The sequence below is a fragment of the Alteribacter salitolerans genome (assembly GCF_016901055.1).
GTDB classification, from domain to species: domain Bacteria; phylum Bacillota; class Bacilli; order Bacillales; family Salisediminibacteriaceae; genus Alteribacter; species Alteribacter keqinensis.
On the sequence record NZ_JAFEUX010000003.1, the window covers coordinates 382,522 to 401,402 of the forward strand.

The window sequence follows — 18,881 nt, forward strand, 5'->3', positions numbered from 1 at the left end:
CTGGGTTAGCGATTGGGATTTCGCACTCACCTTTATCTTAAACAAAGGGGAGATTCATGATGATACGGTTTGGTACAGGTGGTTGGCGGGACATTATTGGTGAGAATTTCACCTTTGATAATGTAAGGCGGTTTTCACAGGGAGTCGCCAATCATATTATTGAAAGCGGCAAAGAGAAGCAAGGTGTCGTTATTGGGTACGATAACCGGTTCATGGCAGAAGACTTCGCCAAAGCATCATCAGCAGTGTTTGCTGCCAACAGCATTCCAGTATTATTACTCACTCCTTCTGTTCCCACACCTCTTGTAAACTTCGTAACCATCGAAAAAAAGACAGCTGCCGGGCTGACATTTACAGCAAGTCACAATCCCTATATTTATAATGGAATCAAATATGTAAGAGAACATGGACTGCCTGCGACTGAAGAGGTCACAACCGAACTACAGGAGTCCATAAACAAAATACCCACTTCCCATATTAAAACGATGGAGTACGACTTGGGAGAAAGGGAAGGACTGATCAAAAGGCTTGATTATCATGATGAGTTCATTACCTTTATTGAATCTCAGGTGAACATGGACAAGCTGAAAGAAGCAAAGCTGAAAGTTTTGTACGACCCCATGTTTGGAACCGGGGTCAATGCCATCTCAACCTTACTCGTGGACGCACGGTGTCAGGTGAGGACCATTCATAATTCCATGGATCCTTTGTTTGGCGGTCGTGTGCCGGCACCTACGGAGGAAACGCTGTGGAGAGTGGTCTCCATGATGAAAGAAAAGCCGGGAGACTATGATATCGGCATAGCAACAGACGGGGACGGAGACAGGATTGCGGTCATTGATGAAAACGGAGAGTACGTCCACCCGAACGAGATCATTACCCTTCTTTATTACTACATGCTCAAGTACCGGAAGCAGAAAGGAGCTGTAGTCAGAAATGTGTCCACGACCCACCTTCTTGATCGTGTGGCCGAAGACTTTGGCTTCGAGTGTATTGAAAAACCTGTTGGATTTAAACATATTGCCGAAGGGATGACACAAACGGATGCCATCATCGGAGGTGAAAGTTCCGGCGGGATCACAATCAAAGGCCATTTACTTGAAAAAGATGCGATCCTATCTGCCGGTTTATTGCTGGAAATGCTGGCCGTTACCGGTAAAACGCTCGGGCAGATTCGATCAGAAGTGAAAGACCGTTACGGCATCCGACATTATAAAGAGGACAATTATGCTTACTCGAGTGGAAGAAAAGAAGATCTTAAGGAGTTGGTAAATCGTCTCGATCCCGCATTCATCTATGAAGCCCCGGTGACGAAAACCAATCGTATGGATGGTGTGAAATGGGAGTGGGAAGACGGAACGTGGTGTGGTGTCCGGTTCTCGGGCACCGAGCCCCTCCTGAGAATTATTGTCGAATCACCTGAAGAGGAAATCCAAGCGAGTGTTTTAGCAAACTTGCGTCAAAAGATTGATGCAGCTCTTTCAGTCTCAAAGAATACCAAGTCAGTTTAGCCGCGGAAACGGGGAATCGTGCAGATTGTTTTCATTCTGGACTATTCCCCTGAAGTGGCTTTAAGTTAAGATAAAAGTATTATCTGTTTTTTAGGAGCTTGTATATGAAGGTGAAGGTTTTATTTATTGTTTCAACAGCAGCCGTTTTGATTATCGGCTGGTATATTTTCAGCCTCTACAACCAGGAGTTCACCTTGGACAGAGGAGATACGTTTGAGAAGCAGTTTACCATTTGGACGACCACTTCTGCTGTAAGAGAAGCAGTAACACGGTTCGAAGCTGCAGATGAAAGAGTAAGAGTAAATGTAAGAATGTATGACGATTCGGAAGCTCTCCTGGAAGATTGGGAAGTGAGAAGGGATACTGAAGAAGCCCCTGATGTGATTGAGCTCAATGCTCAATATGGTTTTTCCGATTTGGAAGAGCCGGATGTTACCCCGATAGACGCAATCGGGGTTGATGAACATTTTCACAAATCCATTTATGACGCATTTAGTCTGAATGACATCCTTTATGCGGTTCCCTTGGGGATTGAGATACCTGTCGTTTATTCAAATGCCTCATTGGTTGGTGGAACGAAAGGGTTGGAACCTTTCTATTTTAATGACTTACATACGAACGAACAGCTTGCAGAGCTTCAACAAGGAGTAAATGAGCGAAACAGCAGCGGAACCTTCCATGCTTTTCAAACGGATCGTGAACTTCCGTGGTACTGGACGTCCTGGAATGAAGGGGAGTCTGACCGGCCGGCTGAAGTGTGGTGGGAAGAGATTGTTCAGGACTATGAGCTGATTCCACCTTTGGATCATCACATGGCCTTAACGCGCTTTGTTAATAGAGAAGCGGGTTTGCTGTTAAGTTCATCAAGACATCAAACGACGTTGTTAAGTTTGATCCGAAACCAGTTCGATTTACAGGTGACCCCTTTTCAGGGAACAGAAGGGTCTCCCATCTTAATCGGAGGGAATGGATTGGCGGTCGTGGGTTCAGATAAAGAAAAGCAGGAGGTCATTTCCGAGTTTATTGCTTTTCTTTTTACAGAAGAGGAACAGGTCGCTTTGTTATCGGAAACAGGGTGGCTGCCTTCAAAGGAGAAACAGCTGCTTGACCGGTCCTTTCTCATGAAACTTCCCATGGGAGGCAACTTGGTTGAATTGGCTGGTTATGAACATTTATATACCGGTGATGCGGAGAGCAGGCTGACCTTTGAACGTTGGACGGAATTAATGGAGCGTGCACGGGAAATTGAAAGGAACACAAGTGAGAGGTGATCACGTGGGTATTGAAGAAAGATTGCTTGAATGGGCCAAAAGATTAAAGGCTGTCTCACAGACAGGGCTTGAGTACGGTAATGATCATTTTGATTATGAGCGCTATAAAGAAATGAACGATTTATCGAATGAAATGATTGCTTATTTATCAAAGGAGAAAATTGAAGAAATCGAACGGCTTCTTCCGGTAGAAAAAGGGTATGCGACTCCTAAAATGGCGGTAAGGGCAGTTGTTATGGCTGAGGGGAAGCTGCTTATGGTAAAAGAAGCGGCAGACGGTTTGTGGTGTTTGCCCGGTGGCTGGTGCGATACAGGAGTGACCCCTGGGGAAAACATTGAAAAAGAGGTAAGAGAAGAGACCGGTTTGAATGTACAGGCAACGAAACTGCTGGCTTTCTTTGACCAGACCAAGCACCGCCCATCTAAAACACTTCAACATATCTATACGTGTTATTTTAAGTGCGAGGTCACAGGGGGAGCCATCAGGGGAAGTGAAGAGACAACAGATGTGGGTTTCTTTTCTCCGGATGCTTTACCCCCGCTTTCAATTGAGCGAATGACAAAGCAGCAGCTGGACGTGGCTTTAAAGGAGATGGATGCAGGCTCACCGAGTATTTACTTTGACTAGGGGGAAGGATTGTTGGAGATAATCGAGTATTTTCTCAAAGCCAAAACAGGCAACGAAAGGGATTGTGAAGACCAGATCGTTGTAACCGATCATTTTGCAGCGGTAATAGATGGTGTCACGAATGTCTCAGGCTGCTTTTATGACGGGGAAGCCCCGGGAAGGCTTGCAGCTGAGACGATCAAGAATACGATTAGGGGACTTGATGAAAGAGACAGCATAAAAGAAGTTGTAGATAAAATCAATATCGACCTTCATAGACTTAATCGGAAAATCGGTATAGCAGAAGAGGTGGATGATGTTCCTCACCTGCGCCCAAGCGCTGCTATGATTTTATACAGCAGGCATTATCGGAAGATATGGATGATCGGAGACTGCCAGTGTTTTCTGGAAGGAAACGCACTTCAAAACACAAAAATAATCGATGATATTACAGCCAATGCCCGGGCCATGATGGTAGAAGCTCAGCTGGTTAAAGGAAAGACTGAAAAGGAGCTTCTCTCCCATGATATGGGATTTGAAGCTGTTAAGCCTTTTATCCAGCAGCAGTTTGCGTTCCAAAATGGAGATCCCGCACACCCATACAGTTACGAAGTCATCAACGGTTATCCTTTGCATGTGGAAGCAATCAAAACGGTTGATGTCCCGACGGATACCGGGTACCTGTGCCTCGCATCTGATGGATATCCGATGATTTTTGAAACGTTCGAAGAAACCGAAGCGCATCTGCAGGAACTTTTGGTTAAAGATCCTCTTTGTATCAGGGAAAATCCAAGTGCAAAAGGTTTGGTAGAAGGAAATGTGTCTTTTGATGACCGGGCGTTTGTGAAGATTCGGATTTGAGAATTGGAGAGTGCAGTGCCCATATGTTTATAACAGCATCTGTCCTGTGGCAGGTGCTTATTTTATGTCTTATAAAAAGGGGGGAGGATGGTTCTTTTGCTTCTTTAGGAAGCGGGTGAACCTTTCCCACACTGTCAGTGTTTCTTAGTCTTTTATTCATTAAACAATAATAGACACAAAATTATTCCATTTTTCTTCCTTAAATTTATGATTTTCAATTCAATTTTATGTTAAAATTATTAGTAACATAGAGGGTGATTACATAGAATCAATATGTGTGCAGGGGGGACTAAATTGCTAATCATTAAGGTTTGCAGTGCACAGAAAGAGAGCTATTGGTACAGGGGAATGATTGGGAAAGAGTGTGAGGCTGAAGCCATCGGCAGGGACTTTTCGTTAGTAAATACAGAGAATAACCGAAAAATTCTGCCAGAGTATTTGGTTTCGCGCCTCGACCAGGAAGGTGTCTGGCTCACGATCAGCAGTGAAGACTGCAAAGTCATTGGGGGAGTGACGACACACCGGGAGATAGCAAATCAATAGGATTTTTTAAAAACACTTTTCTTATGCGGGAGAGTGTTTTTTTATTGCCCGAACCGGGTCCATTCTCGAATCTTCCTGAAAACGATGCAAAATGATGTCGCTTTATGGTATGTTTTCTTTATAATACATAATTCTTACAGTTTTCAGGGAAGGAAGAACCAATGGATAGAAAAAAGATCGTTATTATTGCGCTCACAGTCATTCTCGTGCTGATTACCGGCGCGTTTACGTATAACGCAGCCCAGTCGGAAGATGCAGGCAGCCTTTTTGAAAAAGCAGAAGCCTACTTTCAAGAAGAAGACTATGAAACAAGCATTGAGTATTATCTCGAGTATTTAAATATAGACCCCGGGCACCTTCAGGCACGGTTAGGTCTTGCAAAAGCCTATTTTATGCTTGAAGAGTGGGGTAAAGTTGAGCATACGCTCCTGCAGGGAATCCGTCTGAAACCACGAGAGCCGGCCTATTACATCACGTTGGCGGATGTTTATTTTTATACCGGCCGCATTGAAGAAGGCATTCAAACGGTCATGGACGGTCGCGGATCTTCCCGCTCCCAAGGTATGGACCAGATGTTGGAGGAGATCACGGAGCGCCTGTCCATTCAGTCCACCCGTGCCCGTCTTCAGCAAGACTATGAAAATCCTTTGATGCTTGTGTGGGACGAGGACACCACTGTTGATATGGACATAGAGTGGACGTTGGAAAGCGGATCGGGAGAGTTTAGTCACGATGAAGAAGGTCAGCTTTTTATCGTACCTGAACAGACAGGGATGGTAACCCTGGATGCAGCGATCGAGTCCCTTACCCTATCTGAAGACTTTGAGGTTGCCGAACAGGTACTCAATGAATTGGTTGTGTCGGCCGAGGATGCTGATGCTGTTGAAATGAGCATTGGAGAAGAGGTAACGCTATCAGTAACCGGGTTTGATTTGGCAGAAGACGAGAAGGACATCGTGCCTGAGTGGTCCCTGGACAAGGAACTCGGGACATTGAGCGAAACAGAGGAGGGAGACATCATCTTCACTGCTGAAAAAAGCGGTACTGAAACGATTACGGCTGAAGCAGACGGTCTCGTATCAGATGTGACTATTAAGGTTGAAGGTGATGATCTTGTTCAAGTAGCCTACGAGGTTGAGGGGGAAGGGATCGTGAGCCTCACACCGGAGCCAGAGGAATTGACTTACGGTACAGAGATTACCCTTCACGCGGAGCCGGCTGAAGGCTGGACATTCGCCGGGTGGCATGGAGATGTCCAATCGTTAAATAACCCGTTGGTTGTCACTCTGGAAGGTGATCTCTCTGTCACAGCTGTTTTCACCGAAGAAGGGTCCTATGATCTGTCTGTAGGAACGGATGGAAGCGGAAGCGTACTTCAAGACACGATGTCTTATGCGAACGGTGATACCGTAACCCTGACTGCTGTACCGGACCGAGGGTGGGAATTTGTCCGATGGGAAGGCAGCGTTACGGGATCAGCGGAATCCATTTCCGTAATCATGGACAGGGATCATCATATGACCGCTGTTTTCAGTAAGGAACAGGAGGAAGCCGTGGAAAATGAAAGCAGTAATACCGGGGGCACTGAAACAGAGGCTTCCACGGGCTCCGGTTCGGGCGGCACTTCCGGAGGATCTTCAGTAGGTGGGGATTCCCCTGACAGGCAAGAATCATCAAGAGATTCCGGAATGAAAGAAGAAGAGCGTAAAGGTGAGGAGAAAGAGAAAAAGGAAGTTATAGAACCAGATAAAGATGAAAAGAAAGATAAAGAATCTGGTCAAGAGCCCGCAGAAGGTGACTCCGAAAATGTTGAGGATAAACAAGAAGGTGAAGATATAGAAGAGGACTTACCACCGGATGAAGATGATCAAGAGCAGGAAGAATCACAGGGAGAAGAATAGCAGTTACGAATTCCCTTTTTCACATTACTCTTGAAGGTAGTCCTGTTCATTCTCACCTAGGGATGTAACTCTTTACTAGAGAGAAAAAATGATAAAACGGCGCTGCCATGTACAGCTCTTTCAAAGGTTTATGTCAATCCGTTTTTTAAGTAAGGTCACTCACAAACCAAGCCCCAACCAGTTAACAAAGCATGCTGGTTGGGGCTTTTCATATTAACTATAAAGGAAAGTACAACTCCCTTAGGCGGCATTGCTGCATTCCTACAAGGGTCATTTCTTCTTTCTGAAATAAAGCAATCCAAGGAGCAACCAGCCGGTTGTGACGATGGCGGCTGTGATCAGGGCGGGTACGGGGCCGAAAGCCGCGATAAGAGGAACGGATGCTGCCGTCACAATTCCACCGCCGACAATGAGATCAAGAAGCAGCTGTTTGTAACTGAATCCTTCTTTGGCGGGGCTTTTCCCTTCAGGATCTGCCAGCTTGATCAGTAAAAGACCTGCTGCACTCATGCCCATCGCCTGACCATAATCCCCGATGGCTCTCTCAAACCAGTAATCAGGCATGATCCGCGGAGCGATAAAGATAAATGCGAGGATGTTCCAGCTTATTGCCCCTGCAGACAGAATCAGGAAAGGGAGCAGGTACTCTCCCAGTACGGAAAGAGAAAGGGTGGCAATCGCAGAGACGATAAGGAGATCAAGGGCAAAACCTTGAATTCTGTTGATCATCCCCCGGTCGATCACTGCCGGTTTCACGAATTTGCTTAAGAAGAGCTGAACCACTACCGCTCCCACCATGGCAAGGGGGAACAGAGGCAGGTGCACAAAGAGCTCGATTGTGTCACTCCACAAGGCTTCTTCCACAAGGATTAAACCTTCTAGAAGAAGGTACCCAAGGGCGATGGCAATACCGATGTAGGCAAAATGAACCGTCAGGGTTTCGATGACTTCCGGCCTTGTTGTCTGCTGCCCGGCAGGTTCTTCCTGCTGATCTTCTTTTTTTATCAGGCCTTTTTTCTGCTCGTCGGAAATATCGCCTGGATCTTTCAATACTTCGGTTTTTCCTTTTCTTGCACCCCAGTTGATGAGGATCATTCCCAAAAAGACTCCCGTAAGAACGCCTACAGTAGCCAGTCCCACCGCAAGGTCCCGTCCTTCTTCAAAGCCGATACTTTCAAAGGTACCGGAAAGCCCTGCGGCTGTACCGTGTCCTCCTACAAAACTGATCTCCAAAAGGGCGCCGACAGCGGGATTCATATTAAACACGGGGACGAGCAGAACAAGGGCGATGGTGATCCCGACTACATATTGTCCCCATGATAAAAAGTGAGCAAAGGTAATCTGAGGTCCTGAAACCTCCCATATTTTTTTAATATGAGGGATGGTTTTCCCGATAAAAAGGGAGGCGAAAATGACGCTGATCAAAAGCTCGGGAAGTGTTTCCCAAACAGCGAGCATGGGTTCAGGGAACATACCACCACCTTCAAATAACTCCACCCCCAGAAGCCCGAGCACTTCCGGTCCTAAAAGCAACCCGATCAATCCGGCAATAATGGAACTGGGTATAAAAAACGACTGCAGAAACGGCGTCGCCACCCGAATCCATTTTCCGATCATGAGAAGCACACCTAAAATAATAAAACTGAATCCGACAACCTCCGGTGACATATTCTCCCCCTCCCTTTCGTCTATAAGAAGCTATACGATGCGTATTACCGGGTAATGGAAGGATTAAACGGTGTTTAGCAAATATAAGCTCATCAAAAACCACATTTCTCTCATGTAAGACTTTTGATGTATTCACAGCGCAATATTTTGTTCTGGCCTGGTGCTATCAGAGCAGGACGGAAAATACTGTAATCAACATTCCAACACCTTTTTAAAATTTCACCTTGTAAAGCGCTTACATTTGTTTTATACTCTTACTAAACCGATTTACTAAACCGATTTAGTAATGCGAGAGCGAGCTGAGTCAATGTGAACAAACGAATAACGATGGCCGATGTAGCCAAACATGCCGGTGTGTCAAAGAGTACCGTATCGCAATATTTGAACAAGCGGTTTGACTACATGGGCGCAAAAACCAAAGCACGAATTGAAAGCGCAATCAGTGAGCTGGGGTACCAGCCTAACATTGTTGCCCGGAGCTTAAAGCAGAAATCCACACAGACAATAGGGGTGATTGTGGCAAACATTCTTCATTCCTTTTCCACCCAAGTGATCAGGGCCATTGAAGATTACTGCCATGAGCACGATTTTCACCTCATTGTGTGTAATGCCGATGACAATCCTGAAAAAGAGAAGAAGTATATTGAAATGCTTTTGGCAAAGCAGGTGGACGGACTGATTGTTTTTCCCACCGGCGGCAACCTGGATTTGTATAAAAAGATGAAGGACGGAGAATTCCCCCTTGTGTTTATGGACCGGATCATTGATGAAGTGGAGGTTCCCACCGTCCAGCTGAACAACGAACGGGCTTCTGCCCTGGCCGTTACTCATCTGGCCGGGAAAGGTTATTCCAACATTGGGATGTTAACCACCTCGCTTAAACAAAAACCTTCACCGCGGGTGGAGCGGATCAACGGATTCAAACAGTCACATAAAGACAATGGTCTTTCATTGAAGGAAGAGTGGATCAAGAGCGTGGACGTAGAAGATATGCAGGGCGCACTCGGAGAGATGTTTAACGGACCTTTAAAGCCGGATGCGATTTTGGCTTCCAATGATCTTTCCCTGATTGAAGTTTTGAAATTTGTGAAAGAAAGCGGTCTTTCCATGCCTGAGGATCTGGCTGTGATCGGGATTGACAGGGTTTCCTTTGCCGATCTCTATTCCCCAACACTTACGTATATTGCCCAGCCGACTTTTGAGATGGGTAGAAAAGCAGCGTCCATTATTATTGATAAAGTCAAAAACAACAATACCGGGGATGAAATGGTGTACCGTTATGAACCGGAATTGATACCCGGAGAATCTTGCTAATCTGGCAGACAGGAGTTAACCGACATGGATGTAATCACGATCGGGGATGCCATGGTATCCATGCAGCCCCAGACAAAAGGACCGATGAGGTTTGTAAATTCTTTTGACAGAAAAGCAGGCGGTGCTGAATTTAACCTGGCCATTGGCTGTGCGAGACTTGGGCTTAGCACAACCTGGATCAGCAGACTCGGGAACGATGAGTTTGGCCGCTTTATCCGTAACTTTGCCCGCGGAGAAGGAGTAGATACGTCACAGGTTGGGCTTGTGGACGGCTATCCGACCTCGGTTCAATTTAAGGAAGTGTATGAAGGCGGGGGCGGAAGAACGTTTTACTACCGCTCCAACTCACCGACCGTAACCCTAACAGAAGAGACGATCGGCGCATCGACCTTTAAGGGAGGACGGGTGCTGCATATAACCGGTGTGTTTATGGCACTCGATAAGGAGAAAAACGTCCCGCTTGTAAAGAAAGCCATCCGTCTTGCAAAAGAACAAGGCCTATTCATCTCCCTGGATCCGAACATCCGCCTGAAGCTTTGGCAAAAGGAAGAAGCGAGAGAGGCCTTACTGGACATTCTGCCGGAAGTGGATCTTTTACTTGCAGGTATGGAGGAAGCGGAGATTCTGTTTAACAGTGTGGATCCTGATGTTATTTTCCAAAAATGCAGTGATCTTGGTCTATCGTCGGTCGTGCTGAAAGATGGCGGGAACGGATCGACGGGGTGGGAAAACGGAGAAAAAGTCGTTGCCCCTCCTGTAAAAGCAGAGAGTGTGGTCGATACGGTAGGTGCCGGTGACGGCTTCGATGCAGGGTACCTTTACAGCTGGCTGCAGGGGTGGCCTTTGGAAAAACGGCTCCATGTGGCCAATACGATCGGATCCATGGTTGTTGGAGTCTCAGGAGACAATGAAGGTCTCCCTTACCTGGATGACGTGTTAATCCGGCTTGGTGAAAAAGAATTCATAGAAAGATAGGACGGCACTGAAAAAGTTCGGTCTTAAACTTTTTTAAAGTGCCGTCTAAGCAATGAGCGGAACGGTTGCATGTTTTAAAAGCCTGTTATGAGTGGGGTTCTCGTAACAGGCGGGCAACCGAATGGAGCCATTGCCGCTTAAATAAAAGGCAGTGAAAAAGTTGGTTTGTACTTTTTCAGTGGCCTCAGATAGAAGGAGGACTTCCAGTGAAGATTCAACTGGCTTTGGACAGGTTAACCCGTGACGAATGTTTTGCCATTCTCGAACAGACAGAAGCCCATATCGATTGGATTGAAGTGGGCACAGGCGTCATTAAAGAGTACGGAATGGCGATTGTAAGAGAGATTAAAGAAAAATTTCCACATAAGACACTGGTGGCGGATATGAAGACCTGTGATGCAGGCAAGCATGAGGCCCTTCAGGCTTTTGAAGCGGGAGCGGACATTACAACGGTGATGGCTTTTTCAGCGGATCAGACAATTGCGGATGTGCTAGAGGTTGCTAAACAGAACGATAAGCGCGCAATGATCGATTTATTAGGCGTCACAGACCCTGAACGTATAGCAGCCCTTGATGAATTGGGGGCGGACCTCGTAAGTCTCCACTACGGAAAGGATATGCAAAAGGGTGGGGCTATGAAGCTTGACTTGTTCTCCCTTACAGAAGGACGGAAAAATCTTGAAGTAGCAGTAGCAGGCGGCATTTCACCAGTTTCACTCCCGGAGATTTTGTGCAAATCCCCTTCGGTTGTGATCGTCGGGAGCGCGGTTACAAAGGCGGATGATAAAAAACAAGTCGTATTAAAAATGAGAGGAGTTATGGATGACTATGAAAACAATCATTAATCAGGTCGCTGCTGAAATGGACACGGTTCTTTCCAACGTTTCCGAAAGCGAAGCCTCGGCACTTAGTCAGGAATTAAAAGATGCGAAGCGGATTTTTATTACAGGTGAAGGGCGCTCAGGACTGATGGGGAAAGCCTTTGCCATGAGGCTCATGCATAGCGGCTACACCGTTTTTGCAGTCGGGGAAACCATTACCCCAAGCGTCGAAGAAGGGGATCTTCTCGTTGGGATTTCCGGTTCCGGAACAACGGGCGCGATTAAGCAGTTTGCCCAAAAGGCCAAAGAGGCAGGTGCAAAGGTGGCGCTTGTCACAACAAACGACCAATCGCCCATCGCTGAAATAAGTGACCTCGTACTGGTCATTCCGGCAGCGACAAAGTTTAGAAGAGAAGAAGAACCTGAGACCATTCAGCCACTTGGAAACCAGTTCGACCAGGCCGTTCATCTGGTACTGGATGCGATTATCATTGGAACAGTTAAAGGTGAAGGGTACGAAGAAATGACCCGCCGCCACGCAAATATGGAATAGATAAAAATAAAACCGGGAGGAATCGGACATGAAGAAACTGGCAAGTACATTGGGGATGACCGTTGCTGCATTGGGATTGGTACTCACTGGGTGTGGAAATGAAGATGAAACAAGCGGAGCAGAAGGAAGCGGGGACCTGAAAATCCTTGCTGCCCACAACCAGACTTCTCCCGACAATCCATTTCAGGAAGGGATGCTTGAGTTCAAGAATGTAGCTGAATCAGAATCAGACGGGGCTATTGAAGTGGAGGTTCATGCGGGAACCATCGGGACAGAGGAGTCGGAACTTGTGGAAAAGCTAAAACTTGGTGCAGCGGATGTTGTCCTTGTTTCACCGGGCTTCATGACGGCTACTGGAATCAAAGAAGTCGACTTATTAGCGCTGCCGTACCTGTTTGACGATTACGACCACTGGGAGTCTGTTGTAGACGGGGAAATAGGAGAAGAACTGGCGGAGATTATTAACGAACAATCCGGCAATGACTTTAAAGTACTCGGCTACTGGTCAGCCGGTGTCCGTCACTACTACGGCAAAGAGCCGCTCGAGACTATTGACGATCTTAGAGGAATGTCAATCAGAACCCAGACCTCCGGTGTCGTTGCAGACTTCTGGAGACAGGCAGGCGCAACACCTGTTGATGTAGCATGGGGAGAGCTCTATCAGGGACTGCAGCAAAATGTTGTAGATTCTTCTGAGAACGCTTACCCGTACTTTGTCCAGCAAAATCACCACCAGACACCAAATGGGAAGTACACCACAGAGACAGGACATGACTACACGACCCGTTTACTTCTTGTAAATGGAGAGCGTTTTGATGAGTTGACGGACGAGCAGAAGGAGATTCTGTTAAACGCTGCAGAAGCATCAACAGTGGCAGAGCGTGAAGCCCTTTACGCACAAGAAGAGGAGTATAAGGAGAAAGCCCTTGAGGAAGGTGCTGAAATCAATGAAATTGACCGTGAGCCGTTCATCGAGATTGCCCTTCCGATCCAGGAAGCGTTCGCAGAAGACGCGGGTATTGAAGATATTCTCCAAAGAATCAACGACCTTAAACAATAAATCAAGGGGGAAGAGCACACAGGAGTGATCTTCCCCTAATCTCTAACATGAGTAGGTGAAGCGAGTGTTCATTAAACGGCTGGAGCAGATTCAACTGATTATCGGTGTTGTATTTCTATGTATCTTTTTCGCGGCCATCCTTGTTCAGGTGGTAAGCCGTCAATTGGGCGTATCTGTCCTGTGGACAGGCGAGGTCGCTAACTATTCCTTTATCTGGGCCGTGTTTATGGGTGCGGCCGTGATGGTGAATAAAAAAGAGCATTTTAATTTCGATCTGCTGGCAAAGAAGCTGAAAGGCAAAGCAAAGTACGCGTTAAACATCACTATTGATGTGATCTTGATCGCCTTCAGCAGCGTGCTTTTCATTTACAGTTTAACGGCTTTAACGACGTTTTGGAGTTACCAGTGGGTGACCATACCGGCTTTGAAAATGGGCTATGTATGGATTTCTCTGCCGATTATGGCAGGAACGATGGTCATCTATCTTGCGGCACATGTGTTTACGAGTGTTAAGTTGATCTCGGCACGGGGAGGGGAGTAAGAGATGGGATTTTTATTAATAGGACTCTTTCTTGTACTGCTGCTGATCGGTGTTCCGATTGCGTTTGTTATTGGTATCATTGCCTTTGTCGGAATTTTCGCCATCCCTTATATTCCTGAAGTAACTGTTCCCGTAAGAATGCTCAACGGGTTGGACTCGTTTGTTCTGCTGGCCGTGCCGCTCTTTATTTTAGCCGCAAACCTGATGAATCACGGGCAGATTTCTCAAAAGCTGATTGATTTTTCCCTGAAAATCGTCGGCCATATCCGTGGGGGGCTTGCCCACGCGAATATACTCGTTTCGATGATTTTTGCCGGAGTTTCCGGTGCGTCACAGGCAGATACGGCCGGTGTGGGGAAAATTCTCATCCCCAGCATGAAAAGACAGGGATATGACACCCCGACTGCCGTAGGTGTGACTGCCGCTTCATCGACGATAGGGGTTATTATTCCTCCTAGTATTCCGATGATCATCTTTGCAGGACTGACAAACGTCTCAGTAGGTGCGTTGTTTTTAGCCGGGATCGTGCCGGGCGTTCTCGTTGGTCTCGGGATGATGCTCCTTATCTATATCTTTGCCGTAAAGCGCGGGTATCCAAAGGCGAACCGCACTTCGGTAAATGAATTCACAAAATCATTTTTGGAAACGCTTCCTGCCATTTTTACTCCGGTCATTTTAATCGGGGGTATTATATCAGGGATTTTCACTGCTACGGAAGCCGCTGCTTTCGCTTCTGTTTACACATTCCTGATCAGCATGTTTTTCTATAAGACCCTGAAACTGAAGGACATGCCGAAAGTGCTGACGGATACCCTGATGCTCAGTTCTCTCTCGTTGTTTGCCCTGGCCGCAGCCAGCGCTCTCGGGGAACTGCTGAGCTACTACCAGGTAGCCATCTGGGCTCAGGAATTCTTTACGAATAACATCTCAAGCAAGATTGTGTTCCTTTTGATTATTATCTTGTTCTTCCTGTTTATCGGTACGTTTATGGATGCGATTCCGGCCATGATTCTGTTTGTCCCTGTTGTCCTTCCGGTCGCCCAGCTATTTGACATCAGCCCGGTTCTTCTCGGGATTATCATAATCATGACCCTTGCCATCGGACTTATTACACCTCCGTACGGGCTCTGTCTCCTGCTCGCTGCGAAGATCGGAAATATATCCATTGAGCGTTCATTTAAAGCAGTGACACCATTTATTTTGGTGATCCTCATCGTGCTCGGTCTCGTAGCTTTTGTACCGGAAGTGGCATTCTTTATTCCAAAATTCTTTTTCCCTGATTTAGTCATATAACAGAAAGGTTGATAGTGTCTATGGTTACTAGAGAAGTGTTAGCAGCAGAAGGATCGGTAATGGTTGTAAAAGTAGAGCTGGATAAAGGCTTTCACGGAGACGAGGACAAGCACGTGGAGGAACAGGTCAGCTATATCAAAAAAGGCAGTGTGGAATTCGAGGTTGCAGGTGAGAAGCGAGTGCTGCATGAAGGGGATGTGCAGTACATCCCGTCCAACGCTCCGCACCGCGTAAACGTGATTGACAGCTGCACCATTCTTGATGTGTTCACGCCGGTTCGAAAAGATCTCCTGGATGGGAAGTGACAAGATGAGTTTTCTTCTTGAAAATATATCAGACAGCGGAATTGTCGCCGTGATTCGCGGAGCAAAAAAAGACAGCATTTTAGACGTGGCCAAAGCCCTTAGGGAAGGGGGCATCAAGTCCCTTGAGATCACGGTGGAATCCCCCGGTGCCATGGGCGTCATTGAAAAGCTGGCGTCTGAGTTTACCGGAGACGGGGTAAGTGTTGGCGCCGGAACGGTTCTTGATCCGGAAACCGCACGAGCAGCGATTCTCTCCGGCGCTCAGTTTATCTTTTCCCCTACGCTGAATGCAGACACGATAAAAATCGCAAAGCGGTACGGAGCCCTGAGCGTTCCAGGGGCATTTACCCCAACTGAGATTCTAACCGCTTTCGAACACGGGGCGGACATGGTTAAAGTTTTCCCCGCAAGGACTTTGGGCGCTTCCTTTATTAAAGATATGAAAGGCCCATTGCCGCAAATTCCGTTGATCGCAACGGGAGGCATCGATCTTTCCAATGCAGGTGAATTTATTGAGGCTGGAGCAGCAGGCATCGGCCTCGGAAGTACCCTGGTTCCGTCAGATGGGGAATTAACTGCAGAGAAGTTGAGAGGCATTACTGACAGAGCGAGGCAGTTTGTAGAGTTAGTCGGTAGAGTGCGTGAAGGTGGAGGGAAGTTAGAGAGTAATAGAGTGTAGGATTTGTAGCGTTTTGGATGGGTTTGGTGTTCGATTTTGGGGTGCTTCTTAGGGAGCATCCTTTTTTGCTTGAGGGGGGGAGGACGAATGGAGATTTTGTTATCTTAATTAGATTCATATTTAGTTGACTCATAAAAAAACGGGAAATCAATACTCCGAGATGTAAATGTTAATCTTTCAGTACTAATATGAATGTTTGCCTGAGCCTTGTCCCAGCCGAAATATTTACTTCCGGGGAAACATTTGGATATACTCTGCGTTTCCACCATTGTCAAACAAAATAAGCATCCAACCAGTTCCTTTTATAACGTAATGAATACTTTATAAAAGGGAGGTGAGCTAAATGGGTATCATACCGTTTTGTCCGAGACAGTTACAACCGTGCGAAGGAGAGCAGTGTACTGAAAGAAGAGCGGAGATTGCTGCCAATAATTTTGATCCGGTTAGTGGACTTGCATATCTTTATACTCCACAAAATATAAGTTTTGAGAACGCATCAACTCTTTGCAGCAATCAAGGAGCCTTTTTAGCTTCTATTAATGAACTAAATCAACTTGCACACATGTTTACCTATACCGATGGAACAGGGAATGTTCAGAGGTGTCCTACCTTATTTTGGAGTACTGATCTTAGCGGGGATCCTGTTATTGTCCGGGTTATGCCTTGTAGTGGTGGCAATATAGAAGTGATAACAAATTTTGAGGATTGTCTGGTGCATGCTTTGTGTGTTTTTCAGTAGGTGCTTAATTTCGTAACAATAGGGGGGATCTCTGCTTCTTTTGGAAGGGAGAGAACTGTCCGTTGCTGCCATCAACACACAAAAGCCTCCGTTCCCTTACACTGGAAATGGTAACGATCATTCTCATTTATACCTGTCCCCTTTTTAGACTAACTTTAATCTTAATAGAAAAACGGCATGTCTTAACACAAAATCCCATTACTAACGCCTGCAGGATCTGGCACGATTTCCGTATTTTGAAAACAATGAATTGTGTGCTATACTGGGGGCGAATAATTGAATACTCATAACACTGGGGGCGTCATAAGTGACTGAGATGGAAAGATCAATTTCCAGACCCTTTGAACCTGATCTAGTTCAGACTAGCGTAGGGAAGTGGGATCGCTCTATCACTGTTGAACGGCACATAGATTTAAACCACTCTTTACGCTAAAGAGTGGTTTTTTTGGCTTTCCCGAAAAAAGATCAACAAAATCGTTTCATAAAGGATGATTACCTTGCAGTTACATCTCGTTACGGATGGTAAAAAAACAAGGGAAAACTTGGTCTGCATCTTAACTGACGTTCATGAGTATGTGGATGTGATTCATGTAAGAGAAAAAGATCGAAGTGCAAAAGAGATGATGGAAATTGTGGAGGAACTTTTAGCGAGTGGGGTTCCAGCGCGTAAGTTGATCATTAATGATCGCGTGGATGTGGCCCAAGTGATGAACTGTTGCGGAGTTCAGCTTGCCTGTCATAGTCTTGGCGTTTCTGAGGTTCGAAAGTGTTTTCCCCATTTAAGGGTAGGGAAATCGGTTCATCGCTATGAAGAAGCCATCGAGGCAGAACGGGATGGGGCTGATTTTGTCCTCTATGGCCATGTCTATCCGACAGCTTCCAAATCCGGGAAAACCCCAAAAGGACTTGACGAATTGAGCAGCCTGACAAGATCTTTAAGGATTCCAGTCATTGCCATCGGTGGCATCTCTCCTGAAAAGCTGCCGGAACTTCGGGCTGCTGGAGCAGGGGGGATCGCTGTCATGTCGGGGATTATGGATGCGAAAGACTGGGTAAAAGCGGCGAAAGCCTATCAAACCGGCCGGCTTGCCGGGAAGGAGGAGATTCGATGACTGCACGTTATGATGCCATCGTGATCGGTGGGGGAGTGAACGGGTGTTCCATCGCCTACTATCTTGCTCTTGATGGGAAAAAGGTATTGCTGTTGGAAAGGGGGCGCCTGGCGGGGAAGGCCTCCAGTGCTGCAGCGGGAATGCTCGGGGCACAAGTCGAGCTGACTGAGGGAGGACCGCTATTTGACATGGCGAAAGAAAGCAGAGCCATGTTTCCATCCCTCCAACACGAATTAAAAGAGCAATCAGGCATTGATATTGAGCTTGTACAAAAAGGAATGCTGAAGCTTGCAAGAACAGATAATGAAACGGAACATCTGAAAAAGACGATTGCCTTTCAACAGAGACTTGGAGAAAGAGCGGAATGGCTGAACCCGGAACAAGTAATGGAAAGAGAGCGTCACCTCTCCGATTCCTTTTTAGGAGCGATGGATATTCCCGGTGACGGCCATGTGAACCCGGAAAGGCTGACACACGCCTTTGCCACGGCTGCTGCAAATTTAGGGGCTGAACTCAAAGAAGATACAGACGTGTGTTCTCTTGTTAAAGAGGTAGATTCGGTTTGTGGTGTGCAAACGGGCGATGGGACTTTTTACGGCGAAAGGATCGTGGTAGCTGCAGGGGCATGGACGAAGCGACTGTTAGAAACGTGCGGCCTTTCTTTGCCCGCTTACCCTGTAAAAGGGGAATGTTTTTCCGTATTGACAGAGCGTCCTCTCCTTTCCAGCACGATTTTTACAGATACCTGCTATCTGGTACCGAAGAGTGGAAACCGGTTAGTGATTGGTGCAACCGTGATACCGGACACCTTTTCTGAAAACGTGACGATAGAAGGCCTGTCACAGTTAATGAAGGAAGCTGTGAACGTTCTTCCGGCCTTGAAGAGCGCCACCTTCGAACGGTCTTGGACCGGCATACGGCCGCAGTCGGGAGATGGGTTACCGTATCTGGGGAAGCATCCGGATGATGAGAATCTCATGATTGCCACAGGACATTATCGAAACGGGATCCTCCTTTCCCCGTTAACGGGCAGTCTTGTAGCTAAAATGCTACGCGAAGAGCCGCTGCCGTCATACATGGGCGCCTTTTCACTGGATCGGGTAAAAGAATCTGTAAAGAGGTGATAA

19 protein-coding genes and 1 riboswitch are annotated in these 18,881 nt (G+C 46.7%); of the genes, 18 read left to right on the plus strand and 1 reads right to left on the minus strand.

The window, feature by feature from the left end; all coding sequences use genetic code 11:
• Nucleotides 1-56 precede the first annotated feature (56 nt).
• The 6 genes from JSY36_RS08000 to JSY36_RS08025 all read left to right on the plus strand — a co-directional run bounded on the left by JSY36_RS08000 (nt 57) and on the right by JSY36_RS08025 (nt 6,694).
• A complete protein-coding gene (locus JSY36_RS08000) occupies nt 57-1,511 on the plus strand; it encodes a phosphoglucomutase/phosphomannomutase family protein (RefSeq protein ID WP_205165958.1) in 1,455 nt (484 codons plus the stop codon).
• Nucleotides 1,512-1,615: 104 nt separating this feature from the next.
• On the plus strand, nt 1,616-2,782 hold the full coding sequence (locus JSY36_RS08005; protein WP_205165959.1) for an ABC transporter substrate-binding protein: 1,167 nt from the start codon (nt 1,616-1,618) through the stop codon (nt 2,780-2,782).
• Between the two features lie 4 nt (nt 2,783-2,786).
• Nucleotides 2,787-3,410, plus strand: coding sequence for an NUDIX hydrolase (locus JSY36_RS08010; RefSeq protein WP_183163878.1), 624 nt, complete (start codon nt 2,787-2,789; stop codon nt 3,408-3,410).
• 12 nt (nt 3,411-3,422) lie between these two features.
• Complete coding sequence (locus JSY36_RS08015; RefSeq protein ID WP_122899401.1) at nt 3,423-4,250, plus strand: hypothetical protein; 828 nt, start codon at nt 3,423-3,425, stop codon at nt 4,248-4,250.
• Nucleotides 4,251-4,544: 294 nt separating this feature from the next.
• Nucleotides 4,545-4,793, plus strand: coding sequence for a hypothetical protein (locus JSY36_RS08020; RefSeq protein ID WP_205165960.1), 249 nt, complete (start codon nt 4,545-4,547; stop codon nt 4,791-4,793).
• Between the two features lie 161 nt (nt 4,794-4,954).
• On the plus strand, nt 4,955-6,694 hold the full coding sequence (locus JSY36_RS08025; RefSeq protein ID WP_205165961.1) for an InlB B-repeat-containing protein: 1,740 nt from the start codon (nt 4,955-4,957) through the stop codon (nt 6,692-6,694).
• A gap of 270 nt (nt 6,695-6,964) precedes the next feature.
• Here JSY36_RS08025 and JSY36_RS08030 read toward each other — a convergent pair whose 3' ends face one another.
• Nucleotides 6,965-8,362: a sodium/glutamate symporter gene (locus JSY36_RS08030; protein WP_205165962.1), complete on the minus strand. Its 1,398-nt coding sequence runs from the start codon at nt 8,360-8,362 to the stop codon at nt 6,965-6,967.
• 327 nt (nt 8,363-8,689) lie between these two features.
• On the opposite strand from JSY36_RS08030, the gene JSY36_RS08035 reads away from it, so the two are divergent.
• From JSY36_RS08035 to thiO, 12 genes are all read left to right on the plus strand, one after another.
• Nucleotides 8,690-9,676 (plus strand): substrate-binding domain-containing protein, encoded by a 987-nt coding sequence (locus JSY36_RS08035; RefSeq protein ID WP_205166078.1) that lies wholly within the window; start codon nt 8,690-8,692, stop codon nt 9,674-9,676.
• A gap of 24 nt (nt 9,677-9,700) precedes the next feature.
• Nucleotides 9,701-10,651 carry a sugar kinase gene (locus JSY36_RS08040; RefSeq protein WP_205165963.1) on the plus strand — a complete coding sequence of 317 codons (951 nt, stop codon included), beginning with the start codon at nt 9,701-9,703 and terminating at the stop codon, nt 10,649-10,651.
• 206 nt (nt 10,652-10,857) lie between these two features.
• Nucleotides 10,858-11,496, plus strand: coding sequence for a 3-hexulose-6-phosphate synthase (hxlA, locus tag JSY36_RS08045; RefSeq protein ID WP_205165964.1), 639 nt, complete (start codon nt 10,858-10,860; stop codon nt 11,494-11,496).
• Entirely contained in the window at nt 11,474-12,025 is a 552-nt protein-coding gene (gene hxlB / locus JSY36_RS08050; protein WP_236784655.1) for a 6-phospho-3-hexuloisomerase, read from the plus strand. Before hxlA ends, hxlB begins: the two co-directional genes overlap by 23 nt.
• Before the next feature lie 28 nt (nt 12,026-12,053).
• Nucleotides 12,054-13,085, plus strand: coding sequence for a TRAP transporter substrate-binding protein (locus tag JSY36_RS08055; RefSeq protein ID WP_236784656.1), 1,032 nt, complete (start codon nt 12,054-12,056; stop codon nt 13,083-13,085).
• A gap of 64 nt (nt 13,086-13,149) precedes the next feature.
• The gene (locus tag JSY36_RS08060) at nt 13,150-13,626 is read left to right on the plus strand and encodes a TRAP transporter small permease (RefSeq protein WP_249414095.1); all 477 of its coding nucleotides are present in this window, start codon (nt 13,150-13,152) and stop codon (nt 13,624-13,626) included.
• Between the two features lie 3 nt (nt 13,627-13,629).
• Entirely contained in the window at nt 13,630-14,919 is a 1,290-nt protein-coding gene (locus tag JSY36_RS08065; RefSeq protein WP_205165965.1) for a TRAP transporter large permease, read from the plus strand.
• Nucleotides 14,920-14,939: 20 nt separating this feature from the next.
• The gene (locus JSY36_RS08070) at nt 14,940-15,224 is read left to right on the plus strand and encodes a cupin domain-containing protein (RefSeq protein WP_205165966.1); all 285 of its coding nucleotides are present in this window, start codon (nt 14,940-14,942) and stop codon (nt 15,222-15,224) included.
• 4 nt (nt 15,225-15,228) lie between these two features.
• The gene (locus JSY36_RS08075; RefSeq protein WP_236784657.1) at nt 15,229-15,903 is read left to right on the plus strand and encodes a bifunctional 4-hydroxy-2-oxoglutarate aldolase/2-dehydro-3-deoxy-phosphogluconate aldolase; all 675 of its coding nucleotides are present in this window, start codon (nt 15,229-15,231) and stop codon (nt 15,901-15,903) included.
• A gap of 343 nt (nt 15,904-16,246) precedes the next feature.
• Complete coding sequence (locus JSY36_RS08080) at nt 16,247-16,642, plus strand: C-type lectin domain-containing protein (protein WP_205165968.1); 396 nt, start codon at nt 16,247-16,249, stop codon at nt 16,640-16,642.
• 284 nt (nt 16,643-16,926) lie between these two features.
• A riboswitch (TPP riboswitch) is annotated at nt 16,927-17,033 on the plus strand.
• 97 nt (nt 17,034-17,130) lie between these two features.
• Nucleotides 17,131-17,754 carry a thiazole tautomerase TenI gene (tenI, locus tag JSY36_RS08085; protein WP_205165969.1) on the plus strand — a complete coding sequence of 208 codons (624 nt, stop codon included), beginning with the start codon at nt 17,131-17,133 and terminating at the stop codon, nt 17,752-17,754.
• Complete coding sequence (thiO, locus tag JSY36_RS08090; RefSeq protein WP_205165970.1) at nt 17,751-18,878, plus strand: glycine oxidase ThiO; 1,128 nt, start codon at nt 17,751-17,753, stop codon at nt 18,876-18,878. The genes tenI and thiO overlap by 4 nt, the downstream gene beginning before the upstream one ends.
• Nucleotides 18,879-18,881: the final 3 nt, after the last annotated feature.

Excerpts from the sequence above, each read along its gene's own strand:
- JSY36_RS08005 (WP_205165959.1), top strand. The coding sequence starts at position 1,616 with ATGAAGGTGAAGGTTTTATTTATTGTTTCAACAGCAGCCGTTTTGATT.
- JSY36_RS08025 (WP_205165961.1), top strand. The coding sequence starts at position 4,955 with ATGGATAGAAAAAAGATCGTTATTATTGCGCTCACAGTCATTCTCGTG.
- JSY36_RS08070 (WP_205165966.1), top strand. The coding sequence starts at position 14,940 with ATGGTTACTAGAGAAGTGTTAGCAGCAGAAGGATCGGTAATGGTTGTA.
- tenI (WP_205165969.1), top strand. The coding sequence starts at position 17,131 with ATGATTACCTTGCAGTTACATCTCGTTACGGATGGTAAAAAAACAAGG.
- JSY36_RS08065 (WP_205165965.1), top strand. The coding sequence starts at position 13,630 with ATGGGATTTTTATTAATAGGACTCTTTCTTGTACTGCTGCTGATCGGT.
- JSY36_RS08000 (WP_205165958.1), top strand. The coding sequence starts at position 57 with ATGATGATACGGTTTGGTACAGGTGGTTGGCGGGACATTATTGGTGAG.
- thiO (WP_205165970.1), top strand. The coding sequence starts at position 17,751 with ATGACTGCACGTTATGATGCCATCGTGATCGGTGGGGGAGTGAACGGG.
- JSY36_RS08075 (WP_236784657.1), top strand. The coding sequence starts at position 15,229 with ATGAGTTTTCTTCTTGAAAATATATCAGACAGCGGAATTGTCGCCGTG.
- JSY36_RS08055 (WP_236784656.1), top strand. The coding sequence starts at position 12,054 with ATGAAGAAACTGGCAAGTACATTGGGGATGACCGTTGCTGCATTGGGA.
- hxlB (WP_236784655.1), top strand. The coding sequence starts at position 11,474 with ATGACTATGAAAACAATCATTAATCAGGTCGCTGCTGAAATGGACACG.
- JSY36_RS08030 (WP_205165962.1), bottom strand. The coding sequence starts at position 8,362 with ATGTCACCGGAGGTTGTCGGATTCAGTTTTATTATTTTAGGTGTGCTT.
- JSY36_RS08040 (WP_205165963.1), top strand. The coding sequence starts at position 9,701 with ATGGATGTAATCACGATCGGGGATGCCATGGTATCCATGCAGCCCCAG.
- JSY36_RS08035 (WP_205166078.1), top strand. The coding sequence starts at position 8,690 with ATGGCCGATGTAGCCAAACATGCCGGTGTGTCAAAGAGTACCGTATCG.
- JSY36_RS08080 (WP_205165968.1), top strand. The coding sequence starts at position 16,247 with ATGGGTATCATACCGTTTTGTCCGAGACAGTTACAACCGTGCGAAGGA.